We start from the raw sequence: 14423 nt of genomic DNA, 5'->3' as shown, positions 1-14423 counted from the left end.
GGCTAGTCTCCTTTCTTATCGGTGGCGCGCCGGGGCGCGTCAACCGCGGCGCCGCTGTGCGCGCGGCCGCGGGCCGGGCCGGGAGCGGCGCTGAAATCACTGCTCAGGTACTGCGGGATAACCGCGCCGGCAAACCGGCGCTGATGGCGGACCTGTTCGCCGGAGGCGCAGTCCGGCGGGGCGAGGAATTTGACCTGTTCCTCCTCCCAGACCGCGTCCAGCGCCGCCGGGGTATCGTCCCGCGCCTCAAGGGCGACGTTGTTATCCAGGCTGGCGCCGCGCAACTCGCTGCCGGAGATCGCCAGCAGCATGTCGAACAGCAGGGCATAATGGTTAGACCGCGCCCGCAGCCGGGCGCCGAGCAGCGCCAGGATGGGCGCGATATCCGCCAGACCCTCGCGGCCCGCCGCCTGGTCGCGGCTGGAGAGATATTCCAGATAGAGCGGCAGGAAATCAGGCAGTTCGCGGCTGTCCAGCGCCAGGCCGGCCGCCCGGTACTGCGCCAGCAAATCCACCATCGCCTGGCCGCGATCGCGCGATTCGCCGTGCACATGCTCGAAGAGCAGCAGCGAGGTGGCGCGGCCGCGATCGAACAGGCCGCAGTAAGCCTCCTGCGCGTCGAGCAGCGGTTGGGCGCAAAAATCGCCGATAAACCCGATCAGGCGGGCCGCCTGCCGCAGGGTTAATTCCCCGGCGCCGCCCAACGCCGCGATCAGTTCCTCCCGCGCGGCCCAAAGGGGCTCGTCCGGATAATCCAATAAACGTCCGATAATCTTCAGGCTAATCATGGGGGGTGCCACCGGTTTTTACGCTGACGTCAATGGCGTCGATGCGCTTGCTGTTAAACAGATTAAAACGGGTATTGCTGCCGTGGCAGCCGTCGCCGAAGCTGAAACCGCAGCCCTTGCTTTCCGGGAACGCGTCGCGGGCCAGCTCGCGGTGGCTAGAGGGGATGACAAAGCGGTCCTCATAGTTGGCGATGGCCAGGTAGCGGTACATTTCCCGCGCCTGGGCCTCGGACAGGCCGACCTGCTCCAGCGCGCTGGTGTCCACCCGGCCCTCCACCGTTTCGGCGCGCTTATAGTGGCGCATCGCCAGCAGGCGGCGCAGCGCCAGCAGCACCGGAGCGGTATCGCCGGCGGTGAGCAGGTTGGCCAGGTACTGCACCGGGATGCGCAGGCTTTCCACGTCCGGCAGCACGCCGCTGTGCGGTAAGGCGCCCGCGTCGTCGGCGGACTGGATGGGCGACAGCGGCGGCACGTACCAGACCATCGGCAGCGTGCGGTATTCCGGATGCAGCGGCAGCGCCAGCTTCCAGTCTATGGCCAGCTTATAGACCGGTGATTTCTGCGCCGCCTCGATCACCCCCTGGGGAATACCGTCCGCCAACGCCTGCGCCACCACCGCCGGATCCTGCGGGTCGAGGAAGATATCCAGCTGGCTTTGGTAGAGATCCCGCTCCTGCCCGGCGGCGGCGGCCTGTTCTATCCGATCGGCGTCGTACAGCAGCACGCCCAGGTAGCGGATGCGCCCGACGCAGGTCTCCGAGCAGACGGTCGGCTGGCCGGCCTCGATGCGCGGATAGCAGAAAATGCATTTTTCCGACTTGCCGCTTTTCCAGTTGAAGTAGATTTTTTTATAGGGACAGCCGGTCAGGCACATGCGCCAGCCCCGGCAGCGCTCCTGGTCGATAAGCACGATACCGTCCTCTTCGCGCTTGTAGATGGCCCCGCTCGGGCAGGTGGCCACGCAGGCCGGGTTCAGGCAATGCTCGCACAGGCGCGGCAGGTACATCATAAAGGTGTGTTCAAACTGGCCGTACATGGCCGTTTGCATATGCTCGAAGTTTTTGTCCCTGGCGCGATGCTCGAATTCGCCGCCGAGGATTTCCTCCCAATTGGGGCCGCCGGTGATTTTTTTCATCCGCCGCCCGGTAATCAGCGAACGGGGACGGGCGACGGGCTGATGCTTGCCCGCCGCCGCGGTGTGCAGATGCTGGTAGTCGTAATCAAAGGGCTCATAATAATCGTCGATTTCCGGCGCGTGGGGATTGGCGAAAATGTTCGCCAATATGCCCACCCTGCCGCCCATGCGCGGCTGCAGCCTGCCGTTGATCTTACGGATCCAGCCGCCCCGCCATTTATCCTGGTCCTCCCAGGCGTGGGGGTAACCTATGCCCGGTTTGCTTTCGACGTTATTGAACCAGGCGTATTCCATGCCTTCGCGGCTGGTCCAGACGTTTTTGCAAGTCACTGAGCAGGTGTGGCAGCCGATACATTTGTCGAGGTTCAGCACCATGCCGACCTGGGAACGGATTTTCATTGTGCTTTCTCCTGCGGGCGGTGGGTGCCGGCGAGCGCATTGCCCTGCGCATCATCGTTATGTTCGTCGTCCAGCCAGTCGATACGGTCCATTTTGCGCACCACCACGAACTCGTCGCGGTTGGAGCCGACGGTGCCGTAATAATTAAAGCCGTAGGCCAGCTGGGCATAGCCGCCAATCATATGGGTGGGCTTGGGACAGACCCGCGTAACGGAGTTATGGATACCGCCGCGCTGGCCGGTGATTTCCGAGCCGGGAATATTCACGATGCGCTCCTGGGCGTGGTACATCATGGTCATGCCCGCCGGCACGCGCTGGCTGACCACCGCGCGGGCAATCAGCGCCCCGTTGGCGTTGAACGCCTCGATCCAGTCGTTATCGATGATGCCCAGCTCGCGGGCGTCGTCTTCGCTCAGCCAGACAATCGGCCCGCCGCGCGACAGGGTCAGCATCAGCAGGTTGTCGCTGAAGGTGGAGTGAATGCCCCATTTCTGGTGCGGCGTGAGGAAGTTCAGCGCTTTTTCCGGGTTGCCGTTGGGCTTGGCGTTAAGCAGCGGCGCCGCGGCGCGGGTATCAATGGGCGGGCGGTACACCAGCAGGCTTTCGCCAAAGGCGCGCATCCATTCATGATCCTGGTACAGCTGCTGGCGGCCGGAGAGCGTGCGCCAGGGGATAAGCTCATGCACATTGGTATAACCGGCGCTGTAGGAGACATGCTCATCCTCCAGCCCGGACCAGGTGGGGCTGCTGATAATCTTGCGCGGCTGGGCCTGCACGTCGCGAAAACGGATTTTCTCGTCTTCCTTGTTCAGCGCCAGATGACGGTGATCGCGCCCGGTCATGACGCCCAGCGCCGCCCAGGCTTTTACCGCCACCTGGCCGTTGGTCTCCGGCGCCAGCGATAAAATCACCTCGGCGGCGTCGATGGCGGTATTGATATTGGGACGGCCGGCGGCGGCCCCCGTGGTTTTGGTCAGGTTGAGTTTTTTCAGGAAATCAATTTCCACCTGGGTGTTCCAGCCGATGCCTTTACCGCCGTTGCCAAGCTTGTCCAGCAACGGTCCAAGGGAGGTAAAACGCTCATAGGTATTCGGGTAATCCCGTTCCACCACCATGATATGCGGCGCGGTTTTACCGGGGATCAGCTCGCATTCCCCTTTTTTCCAGTCCTCCACGCCCAGCGGCTGGGCCAGTTCGGCGGCGGAATCGTGCTGGATAGGCAGGGTCACCACGTCGGTCTCCAGGCCCAGGTGCCCCTGGCAGACGCGCGAAAACGCCGCGGCGATGCCTTTATAGATCTCCCAGTCGCTTTTCGAATCCCAGGCCGGGTCCACCGCCGCCGACAGCGGATGGATAAAGGGATGCATATCGGACGTATTCAGATCGTCTTTTTCATACCAGGTGGCGGTGGGCAGCACGATATCGGAATACAGGCAGGTGCTGGACATGCGGAAATCCAGGGTCACCACCAGATCCAGTTTGCCTTCGCCGCCCTGCTCCCGCCATTCCACTTCTTCCGGCATAACGCCGCCCTGGCGCCCCAGATCCTCGCCCTGGATACCGTTTTCGGTGCCCAGCAGGTATTTGAGCATATATTCATGGCCCTTGCCCGACGAGCCGAGCAGGTTGGAGCGCCAGACGAACAGGTTGCGCGGGAAATTCTGCGGCGCGTCGGGCTGCTCGGCGGCAAAACGCAGCGCCCCGCTTTTCAGGCCGGCCACGGTATAGTCCACCGGCGACAGGCCGGCATCCCGCGCTTTGGCGGCGATATGCAGCGGATTGACGTTCAGCTGCGGCGCGGAAGGCAGCCAGCCCATGCGCTCGGCGCGCACGTTAAAGTCGATCAGGCTGCCGGTAAAGCGCGCGGGGTCCGCCAGCGGCGACAGCAGTTCCTGCGGCGCCAGGGTTTCATAGCGCCATTGGCTGGAGTGATTATAGAAAAACGAGGTGCTGTTCATATGGCGCGGCGGACGCTGCCAGTCCAGGCCGAACGCCAGCGGCAGCCAGCCGGTCTGCGGCCGCAGCTTTTCCTGACCGACGTAGTGCGCCCAGCCGCCGCCGCTCTGGCCCACGCAGCCGCAGAACACCAGCATATTGATCAGGCCCCGGTAGCTCATGTCCATGTGATACCAGTGATTCAGCCCGGCGCCGACGATAATCATCGAACGGCCGTGGGTTTTATCGGCGTTATCGGCGAATTCGCGCGCGATGCGGGCGATATTGTGCCGCGACACGCCGGTGATCTTCTCCGCCCAGGCCGGGGTATAGGCTTTGATATCGTCGTAATCGCGCGCGCAGTTGTCGTCGCCCAGTCCGCGATCGAGGCCGTAGTTGGCCAGCATCAAATCGTAGATGCTGGTCACCAGCGCCTCGCCGCCGCCGGCAAGCGTAAGGCGCTTGACCGGCAGTTTATGCAACAGGATATCGTTGAGCGGCACCGGGCTGAAATGCTCGCTGGGCGTGCCGCCAAAGTACGGGAACCCCACCGCCACCACCTGGTCGTGGCGGCCCAGCAGGCTGAGCTGTAATTTCACCTCCTGCCCGCTGCCGCCGTCGCGCTGCTCCAGGTTCCATTTGCCCTGCTCGCCCCAGCGAAAGCCGATCGTCCCCTGCGGCGCCGTCAGCCCGCCGGTGTTTTCATCAATGGCCACGGTCTTCCACTGCGGGTTATTGTCCTGCCCCAGGCCGTCCACCAAATCGGCGGCGCGCAGCAGGCGGCCGGCGGCGTAAAATCCCTGGGGCCGAGGTTCGAGCAGCACCAGCATCGGCAGGTCGCTGTAGCGCCTGACATAATCGAGGAAATAGCTGCTTTGCCGCTGCAGGTAAAACTCGCGCAAAATCACATGGCCCATCGCCAGCGCCATGGCGCTGTCGGTGCCCTGTTTCGGGCTGAGCCATTGGTCGCACAGCTTGGCGATTTCGGCGTAATCGGGCGTCACCGCCACGGTCTTGGTGCCTTTATAGCGGGCCTCAGTAAAAAAGTGGGCGTCCGGGGTGCGTGTTTGCGGCACGTTGGAGCCCCAGGCGATGATATACGATGAGTTATACCAGTCGGCGGATTCCGGCACGTCGGTTTGCTCGCCCCAGGTCATCGGCGAGGCCGGCGGCAGATCGCAATACCAGTCGTAGAAACTCAGGCAGACGCCGCCTATCAGGGAAAGATAGCGCGCGCCGGCGGCATAGGAAATCATCGACATGGCCGGGATCGGCGAAAAACCGATAATGCGATCCGGGCCATAGGTCTTGGCGGTATAGACATTGGCGGCGGCGATCAGCTCATTCACCTCGGCCCAGCTGGAGCGGATAAAGCCGCCGCGTCCGCGCGCCTGCTTATAGGCCCGGGTGGCCGCCGCGTCGCTCATGATGGCGGCCCAGGCGTCCACGGGATCGGCGTGCCGCGCGCGGGCTTCGCGCCAAAGGGTGAGCAGCAGCTTACGCATCAGCGGATACTTCAGCCGGTTGGCGCTGTAGAGGTACCAGGAATAGCTTGCTCCCCGGGGACAGCCGCGCGGCTCATGGTTCGGCAGGTCCGGGCGGGTGCGCGGATAATCGGTCTGCTGGGTTTCCCAGGTGACCAGCCCGCTTTTGACATAAATTTTCCAGCTGCATGAACCGGTGCAGTTTACCCCATGGGTGGAGCGCACGATCTTGTCATGCTGCCAGCGGCTGCGGTAGCCTTCCTCCCAGTCGCGATTGGTGTTCATCGCCTGGCCGTGCCCGTCGGCAAAGGTCTGGTCCAGCTGTTTGAAATAACGGAACCGGTCGAGAAAATGGCTCATCGGATGTTCTCCTGCAAGACAGGTCCCGTGGACCTGCGGTCAAAATACGAGCCCGGACGCCGCGCAATCGCCGGCGCCCAGGTCCTCAACGTGGTTTTTTGGTCGCCATGCCGCGATGGAGGTTGCGGCCGTAAACCAGCCACGTGACCAGCACGCACACCACATAAAACGCCAGGAATACTTTCATCGCGCCGGCCGGCGAACCGGTCAGGGCCAGCGAGGTGCCGAAAGCCTGGGGAATAAAAAATCCCCCCGCCGCGCCGATGGCGGAGATAAAGCCCAGCGAGGCGGCGGATTCCGTGGCCGCTTCGCGCTGCGCCTCGTCGTCGCTGCCGCCCCGCGCCTTGACCCGGTCCAGGGTAAGCTTGCGCAGGATCACCGCGATCATCTGGAAGGTGGAGCCGCTGCCGAGCCCCGCCGTCAGAAACAGCAGCATAAATACGGTGAAAAAAGCAGCGAACGAGCCGTCCTGTCCATTGGACGGCAGGGTCAGGAACAGCAGAGCGGCAAACAGGGCCATCAGCACAAAGTTGACCAGAGTCACGCGGATGCCGCCCAGCCGATCGGACAGCGCTCCGCCGGCCGAGCGCGCCAGCGCGCCGATCAGCGGACCAAAAAAGGCGTAATGCAGGATCTGCACCGCGGGAAACTGGGTCTTCGACAGCATGGCGAAACCGGCGGAAAAGCCGATAAACGAACCGAAGGTCGCCAGGTAGAGAAAACTCAGGACCCACATATGGCCGCGCTTGAGCACCACCATTTGCTTACTCAGGGACGCTTTGGCGGTAGCCAGATCGTTCATGCCGAACCAGGCCACCACGGCGGCAATCAGCAGCAGCGGCACCCACATCCAGGCGGCGTTTTCCAGAAATAACCGGCTGCCGTCCGCCAGCACCCGCCCGGTGCCGCCAAAGACGGCGAACAGCGACGTGGAGATGACCAGCGGCGCGACCAGTTGCATCACGCTGACGCCCAGGTTGCCCATGCCGCCGTTCAACCCCAGCGCCCCGCCCTGGCGGGCCTTGGGGAAAAAGAAGCTGATATTGGCCATGCTGGAGGCGAAGTTGGCGCCGGCAAAGCCGCACAGCAGGGCGATGGCGATAAATACGCCGTAGGGCGTCAGCGGGTCCTGTACCGCCACGCCCAGCCAAAGGCAGGGGATCACCAGGAACAGCGTGCTGATCGCCGTCCAGCGCCGCCCGCCTACCAAAGGCACCATAAAGGAGTAGGGCACCCGCAGAATAGCGCCCGACACCGCCGGCAGCGCGGTAAGCAGAAACAGCCGATCGGTGGAAAAATTAAATCCCACTTTATTCAGGTTGACCGCCACGGCGCTGAACAGCATCCAGACGCAAAACGACAGCAGCAGGCAATAAATGGAGATCCAGAGATTGCGGCGGGCCACCGGCTGGCCGCGGGTGCGCCAGAACTCGGGCTGTTCCGGCTGCCAATCCTCGATTACGGCGCCCCGGCGGCGTGGTGCGGCGTCTGAACGGGAAAGTAGAGTCATAAAGTCCTCGGGCATGTAGGGGGATTCGTTGTGATATCCGCCACCCTAGGCAAGGCGGGGACGGGCGAACTTGATGCAAATCAAGGGATAACCCGTTAGCCGGCGCGGCGTCCGGCCGGTCCTATCATTTGTAAGTAGTGCTTTTTTTCCGGCAAGGCCCTATGATTCATCAGGTTATGGCCCGGCCACGAAGAGAGGGGTAACCCCTGCCCCGCTCACGGCTATTTGTGGGTACTCCTAAAGGGGTATAGGGTTAACGCCGGGGATCAGGAACAATGGCCCCATCCGCCGCTCGCCTGCGCTTGACCTGGGAACGCTGCCTTATGATCAAAGCTCTTTTCGCGCCGTTATCCATCGTCCAGCAGGTGGCGCTGCTGATGCTGCTGTCGGGCATATTGGGCATCGGCGGCATGAGCCTGTCGTTATGGATGGCGCAAAGCATGCAAGGCAACGCCCATGCCATCAATAAGGCCGGCTCGCTGCGCATGCAAAGCTACCGGCTGTTGTCGCGCGTGCCGCTGGATCAAAGCAGCGACCCCTTGCTCGCCGAACTGGAACGGGACCAGTTAAGCGACGATCTGCGCCAGCCGGTGAAGCGCGAAGGCCTGACCCCGCAGTACCTGGATTTGCGCGACCATTGGCACGGCACGCTTAAGCCGCTGCTGCTGCGGGCGCAGCGCCCCGCGGACGCCGCCCGGGGCGTTGCGGAGTTCGTGCGCCGGCTGGATGCGCTGGTGTCGGATCTCGATCGCAATACCGAGCGCCGGCTGGCGCTGGTGGCCCTGGTGCAGAAAATCATCATCGCCCTGACCCTGCTGGTGCTGACCGGCACCATCCTTTACCTGCGCCGCCGGCTGCTGCGTCCCTGGCGGCACCTGCTCAACCAGGCCAGAGCGGTAAGCCGCGGCGATTTTAGCCAGCGCTATCCGCTACCGGCCGGCGCTGAACCGGGCGGATATCATGAAATGGATCAGCTGGGCTTTACCCTGAACAGTATGTCGCAGTCGCTGTCGCAGATGTATACCGAGCTGGAGCAGCGGATCGCGGACAGCACCGCCGATTTGCGGCAAAAAAACCGCGTGCTGGATTTTCTCTATCGCGCCAGCCGGCAATTGCATACCGGCGCGCCTTTGCCCGGCCGCCTGCGACCGGTGCTGGAGGAATTGCAGACCCTGATCCCCTTGCGGGAAATCCAGATCCGGCTCTATGAAAACGATCGCGATCCCGGACTGGATGGCGTCCAGGCAGACGGCGAGGCGGCTTCGCCGGATGCCGGGGCGATCGCGATACAGGGCGGGATGGCCGACACCGCGGGCGGACCCGCGCCTGTCGATACGGCGCGGATTGCCGCCCGGCCGCCGGCGCCCGACTTAAGTGAAGCCGGGACGGAGCAGCTCAGCTGGCGCCTGCACGATAAATTAGGTCAATACGGCGTGATGCTGGCGCAGTATCCGCCGCGCCATAGGCTGGATGATACGCAGCGCCGGCTGGTGGCCACGCTGGTCGAACAGCTGACCAGCACCCTGGCGCTGGAACGCCAGGCCGAGCATCAGCAGCAGCTGATGCTGATGGCCGAGCGCACGGCCATTGCCGGCGAACTGCACGACAGCATCGCCCAGTCGCTCTCCTGCCTGAAGCTGCAAATAGGCGTTCTGCAAATGCAAAATACGCACGCCGCGCCTGAAAATCAGCTGCTGATGCAGCAAATGCGCGACGAGCTTAATACCGCCTACCGCCAGCTGCGCGAGCTGCTGACCACCTTTCGCCTGCGCCAGACGGAGCCGGGCCTGCGCGCGGCGCTGCAAACCACGGTGGAGGAATTTTCGGCGCGGCTGGGGTTCGCCGTTGAGTTCATCTATCGGCTGCCGGCGCAAGCCGTCTCGTCCCATCAGGCCATCCACCTGACGCAGATCGCGCGCGAAGCGTTAACCAATATCGTCAAACACGCCGGCGCCAGCCGGGTGACGCTTACCGCCGACCTGGAGGCGGATGCGCTGGTGCTCAGCATCCGTGACAACGGCCGCGGCCTGCCGGAGGAACATCAGCGCCAGCATCATTACGGCGTGGTTATCATGCAGGATCGCGCCAGGAACCTGCACGGCGACTGCCGGGTGGCGAATCTCCCCGGCGGCGGCGCCGAAGTACGGGTAACCGTGCCGCGGCAACCGGCATCATCCTATTAACAGGAACAGACCATGAGCGAATCCGACGTCGCCACGATTTTATTGATTGACGATCACCCGATGCTGCGCAGCGGCGTGCGGGCGCTTATCGGCATGGACCCCGGCCTGAAAGTGGTTGCCGAAGCCGCCAACGGCGAGCAGGGGGTGCTGTTGGCCGAAACGCTGGATCCGGATTTGATCCTGCTCGATTTAAAGATGCCGGGCATGAGCGGGCTGGATACGCTGGACTGCCTGCGCCGGTTGCCCCTTTCCGGGCGCATCGTCGTATTCAGCGTCTCGAACCATCAGGACGATGTGATTACCGCCCTGAAACGCGGCGCCGATGGTTACCTGCTGAAAGATATGGAGCCGGAAGATCTGCTGGCGGCCATCCGCCAGGCCGCGGCGGGCAGGATGGTATTAAGCGAGGCGCTGATGCCGGTGCTGGCGGCCGGCCTGCGCGATGACCGTCCCGGCGGCGCGCGGGATAGCGGGCAGTTGACGCCGCGCGAGCGCGATATCCTGAAGCTTATCGCCCACGGCCTGCCGAATAAAACCATCGCCCGCAGGCTCGATATCAGTGAAAGCACCGTGAAGGTACATGTGAAACATCTGCTGAAAAAAATGGGGTTGAAGTCACGGGTGGAGGCGGCGGTATGGGCGCTGCAAAGCAAGGTGTTCTGACGTGGCGTTATAAAAAACGCCCCGCGCGGGACGATAGCGCGCGGGGCGTAAAAGAAGCATCGGCGCCCCGGAGCATTGAGCCCCGGGGTGCCGGGCCGGGTCAGGCCAGCGCTTTCGCCAGTTCGGCGTCCGGACGTTTCAGTACCGAGTACATTACGCCCAGCAACAGGGTGCCCGCCGCGATGGCGACCAGGTAACTGAGCACCGGCGTAATGGCGCCCGGGATCAGCAGCACAAACATACCGCCGTGCGGCGCCATCAGCTTGGCGCCGAAGAACATCGACAGCGCGCCGGTGACGGCGCCGGAGATCATGGCAAGCGGGATCACCCGGAACGGATCGCGCGCGGCGAAGGGTATCGCGCCTTCGGAGATAAAGCACAGCCCGAGGACAAACGCGGCCTTGCCGGCCTCCCGTTCCGGTTTATCGAACTTATTGCGCGCCAGCAGGGTGGCGACCGCGATGCCCAGCGGCGGCACCATGCCGGCGGCCATAATCGCCGCCATCGGCGCATAGGTTTGCGTACTGAGCAAGGCGACGCCAAAGGCATAGGCGGCTTTGTTGATCGGCCCGCCCATATCGCTGCACATCATGGCGCCGAGGATGGCGCCCAGCAGTACGGCGTTGGCGGTGCCCATCGACTGCAGCCAGTTGGTCAGGCCGGTCAGGATCCTGGCCACCGGCGTGCCCACCACATAGATCATCACCAGGCCGGTCACCAGGCTGGCGATTAACGGTATGATCAGTATCGGTTTCAGCGCCGCCATGCTTTGCGGCAAAGGCAATTTGGTGCTGATAAGCCTGGCCACGTAGCCGGCCAGAAAACCGGCGATAATACCGCCGATAAATCCGGCGCCGGTGCTGACCGCCAGCATACCGCCCACCAGGCCCGGCGTCAGGCCCGGACGGTCGGCGATGGAGAAGGCGATAAAGCCCGCCAGCACCGGCACCATCAGGGCGAACGCTGATTTACCGCCGATGGTCATCAGCGCCGAAGCCAGGGTTCCCGGCTGTTCAAAGGCATGGATGCCGAAAACAAAGGATAACGCGATGCACAGGCCGCCGGCCACCACCATCGGCAGCATATAGGAAACACCGGTCAGCAGATGGCGATACGGACCGGGAGAGGCTTTTTTGGTCTCGCCGGATTCAGTATTGCCGCCCTGCGCGGACGGCTGGTACACCTTGGCCTCCACCACCGCCTTATCCAGTTCCTGGGCGGTTTTTTTCAGCGCCAGGCCGGTACTGGTGCGATACATCGGTTTGCCGGCGAACTTGCTCAGATCCACCTCTATATCGGCGGCCACGATCACCAGGTCCGCCTGCTGCACTTCCTCGGCGGTGATGGCATTACCCGCCCCCACCGAGCCGCGGGTCTCCACCTTCACCCACCAGCCGCGTTTTTTGGCTTCGCCATCGATGGCTTCCGCCGCCATATAGGTGTGCGCCACGCCGGTCGGGCAGGCGGTGATGGCCACCAGCCGTTTGGGTCCGGTGACGGCAAGCGCCGCCGCGGGCGTGGTTTCCGCCGACGCCTGGTACAGGCTGGCCTCGGTCTTGGCGCGGGCGAGGAAAGCTTCCGGCTGGCTGGCCGCCTGGGACGGTTCGCCGGTAAACACCCGCTTGCCGTTCAGGGCGGCATCGGGGGTAAGGCCGCCCACCGCCACCACCAGTTCGGCGTCGGCGGCGGAGTCAACCAGGGTCAAACCCGCTTTCGGCGCGGCATCGACCAATATTTTTTTCACCAGGTGGCATCGTGCCTGCCCCAGCGAGCTGTCTATTTTCAGCAGCGTTTTCATTGTGCCTCCAACTGGTCATTAAACGGTTTTAAATCCACTCGGGCCATCATGGCGGCCAGCTGCGGCCGATCGGTGATGCCGACATTGCTTTGACTGACCGCCAAAGCCGCCACGGCGGTCGCCAGGCGTAACGTATGTTCACTGGACTCGCGCATCAGCAGGCCATAGATCAGGCCGCCGACCATGGAATCGCCGGCGCCGACGGTGCTGACCACTTCACAGGCCGGCGGCTTGGCCAGCCAGGCGCCCGAGGCGTTGACCCACAGCGCGCCTTCGGCGCCCAGTGAAATCACCACATGGGCGATGCCCTGCTCGCGCAGCGCATGGGCGGCCACCACCACGTCGGCCAGGGTGGGCAGCTTGCGGCCGGCCCAGATTTCCAACTCGCGCCGGTTAGGCTTGACCAGCCAGGGCGCGGCTTTCAGCCCGGCCACCAGCGCTTCGCGGCTGCTGTCGAAAATAATGCAGGGGCAGTGGCTGCGCAGTTTGATCATCCATTCAGTAAAGGCTTCCGGCGGCACGCCCGCCGGCAGGCTGCCGCTGACCGCCACCATATCGAACTGGCCCAGCCAGGTCAGCGAATCGTTGACAAAGCGTTCCCAGTCCTGCGGCGTGACGTTAAATCCGGAAAAATTGAAATCGGTCACGTCTCCCTGCTTCTCGGTCAGCTTGACGTTGATGCGGGTACGCCCCTGCACGACCTGGAAACGGTTGGCAATGCCCAGATCGCTGAACAGCAGTTGGAAACCGTCCTGGTTTTCCTTGCCGAGAAAGCCGCCGACGGTGACGTCGATGCCAAGATCCTTCAACACCTTGGCGACGTTTATCCCTTTTCCCGCCGCGTGCAGTCCGGTCGTTTGCACCAGGTTAACCTCCCCGCGTTCAATTTCGGGGCAATAGCCGACCAGGTCGTAAGCCGGGTTCAGCGTAATGGTGGCGACGCGTCTGCTCATGCCGCGCCCTCCCCGAGTCCCGCGGCAATCGCCGCGCCGATGGCTTGCAGCGCCTGTTCGGCGTCGGCGCCTTCAGCGGTGAAACGCAGGCGATGGCCGCTCTTCACGCCCAGGGCCACCACTTTCATCAGGCTGCGTCCATTGGCCGGTTTGCCGGACCCGTCCAGGTTGGTGACGGTAATGACGCTGTCGAACTGTTTGATCACGTTCACCAGGGCGGTGCCGGGGCGGGCGTGCAGGCCATGCTCATTACGCACCACGAATTCCGCGCTTAATACCCCATCCGTCGCCGCGGCTTCGCCGCTGAGCAGGGCCAGCAGGGCGGGAGCGTCGGCGGTCAGCAGGCGGCTCGCCTCGCCGGCCAGCAGCAGGTCGCCGATGACGTTCAGCACGTCAAGCGGCCGATCGTCTGCCATGGCGACGGTAATCAGCAGCGCCACGCTTTCACCGTCCTCGACAAACGCCGTCGCCGGGCGACTGATCGCCACGGCGCTGGCCAGATTGCCGCGCGTGCTGTCGTTCAGCCAGACGCCCTGCCCCAGGTTCAGCGGGCGGCCGCTGATGATATCGCTGACGAACGCGACGTCCACCGCGCCCGCCAGCTGCAGGCGGCCGGCATTGAGCGCCTTGAGGGTGACCATGTCGCCGGCGGGGACGCCCAGGGCCATCAGGGAGATATCGAACAGGAACGGCGCCGGCTGCTTTTCACCCGTCAGCGCGGCGCGCAGTTCTTCGGCCGACGTGGTGCTCGCCAGGCGCGCCGCCACGGCATCGTCGCTTAAGACATGGGTAAGCTGGCGCAGCAGCGCGAGATGCTCGTCGGAGCGCGCGGCGATGCCGATCACCACATAAGCCGTCTGGCCCTCGCCCCAGTCAATCCCCTGCGGAAACTGAAATACCTGCACGCCGGTGTTCAGCACCAGGTCGCGGGTATCCGTGGTACCGTGCGGGATGGCGATGCCGTTGCCTAAAAAAGTGGACGTCTGCTGCTCGCGCTTCATCATGCCGTCCACATACCCGGCGTCGACATAACCCGCCTGCGTCATGGCCGCGGCGATCTGGGCGATAGCCTCCGTCTTGCTCTGCGCCTGGGCGCCGAGATGAATATCTTTTAATGACAAATCAAACATATCTCTCCTCGCTTGCTGATATTGCTAATATTGAATCGATTCAGCTTCGATACGCACCAACAGCGGGATGGTCCGGGGCATCGCC

Annotated in this window: 9 protein-coding genes; 2 read left to right on the top strand and 7 right to left on the bottom strand. The window is 63.5% G+C overall.

What is annotated here, in order from left to right; genetic code table 11:
- Positions 1–2: 2 nt before the first annotated feature.
- The 4 genes from narJ to ACL2XF_RS03225 all read right to left on the bottom strand — a co-directional run bounded on the left by narJ (position 3) and on the right by ACL2XF_RS03225 (position 7611).
- Positions 3–788, bottom strand: coding sequence for a nitrate reductase molybdenum cofactor assembly chaperone (gene narJ, locus ACL2XF_RS03240; RefSeq protein WP_413727985.1), 786 nt, complete (start codon positions 786–788; stop codon positions 3–5).
- Positions 781–2322, bottom strand: coding sequence for a nitrate reductase subunit beta (gene narH, locus ACL2XF_RS03235; RefSeq protein WP_410014308.1), 1542 nt, complete (start codon positions 2320–2322; stop codon positions 781–783). The genes narJ and narH overlap by 8 nt, the downstream gene beginning before the upstream one ends.
- On the bottom strand, positions 2319–6101 hold the full coding sequence (locus ACL2XF_RS03230; protein WP_413727984.1) for a nitrate reductase subunit alpha: 3783 nt from the start codon (positions 6099–6101) through the stop codon (positions 2319–2321). Before ACL2XF_RS03230 ends, narH begins: the two co-directional genes overlap by 4 nt.
- An 85-nt stretch (positions 6102–6186) precedes the next feature.
- Positions 6187–7611, bottom strand: a complete 1425-nt coding sequence (locus tag ACL2XF_RS03225; protein WP_413727983.1) for a NarK family nitrate/nitrite MFS transporter — start codon at positions 7609–7611, stop codon at positions 6187–6189.
- Positions 7612–7937: 326 nt separating this feature from the next.
- On the opposite strand from ACL2XF_RS03225, the gene narX reads away from it, so the two are divergent.
- Entirely contained in the window at positions 7938–9794 is a 1857-nt protein-coding gene (gene narX / locus ACL2XF_RS03220; protein WP_413728759.1) for a nitrate/nitrite two-component system sensor histidine kinase NarX, read from the top strand.
- A 12-nt stretch (positions 9795–9806) separates the two neighbouring features.
- Positions 9807–10457 (top strand): two-component system response regulator NarL, encoded by a 651-nt coding sequence (gene narL / locus ACL2XF_RS03215; protein ID WP_413723280.1) that lies wholly within the window; start codon positions 9807–9809, stop codon positions 10455–10457.
- Positions 10458–10557: 100 nt separating this feature from the next.
- Here narL and fruA read toward each other — a convergent pair whose 3' ends face one another.
- From fruA to fruB, 3 genes are read right to left on the bottom strand one after another with little or no spacing between them, the layout of a single operon-like run.
- Positions 10558–12255 carry a PTS fructose transporter subunit IIBC gene (gene fruA, locus ACL2XF_RS03210; RefSeq protein WP_413727982.1) on the bottom strand — a complete coding sequence of 566 codons (1698 nt, stop codon included), beginning with the start codon at positions 12253–12255 and terminating at the stop codon, positions 10558–10560.
- Entirely contained in the window at positions 12252–13208 is a 957-nt protein-coding gene (gene fruK, locus ACL2XF_RS03205; protein WP_162368505.1) for a 1-phosphofructokinase, read from the bottom strand. Before fruK ends, fruA begins: the two co-directional genes overlap by 4 nt.
- Positions 13205–14338 (bottom strand): fused PTS fructose transporter subunit IIA/HPr protein, encoded by a 1134-nt coding sequence (fruB, locus tag ACL2XF_RS03200; RefSeq protein ID WP_410014303.1) that lies wholly within the window; start codon positions 14336–14338, stop codon positions 13205–13207. The genes fruK and fruB overlap by 4 nt, the downstream gene beginning before the upstream one ends.
- Positions 14339–14423 lie beyond the last annotated feature (85 nt).

The organism is Sodalis sp. RH19, from assembly GCF_047324215.1.
Classification (GTDB): Bacteria; Pseudomonadota; Gammaproteobacteria; order Enterobacterales; family Enterobacteriaceae; genus Acerihabitans.
The sequence above is the reverse complement of the archived record's forward strand: the minus strand, read 5'-3'. Positions and strand labels throughout refer to the sequence as shown.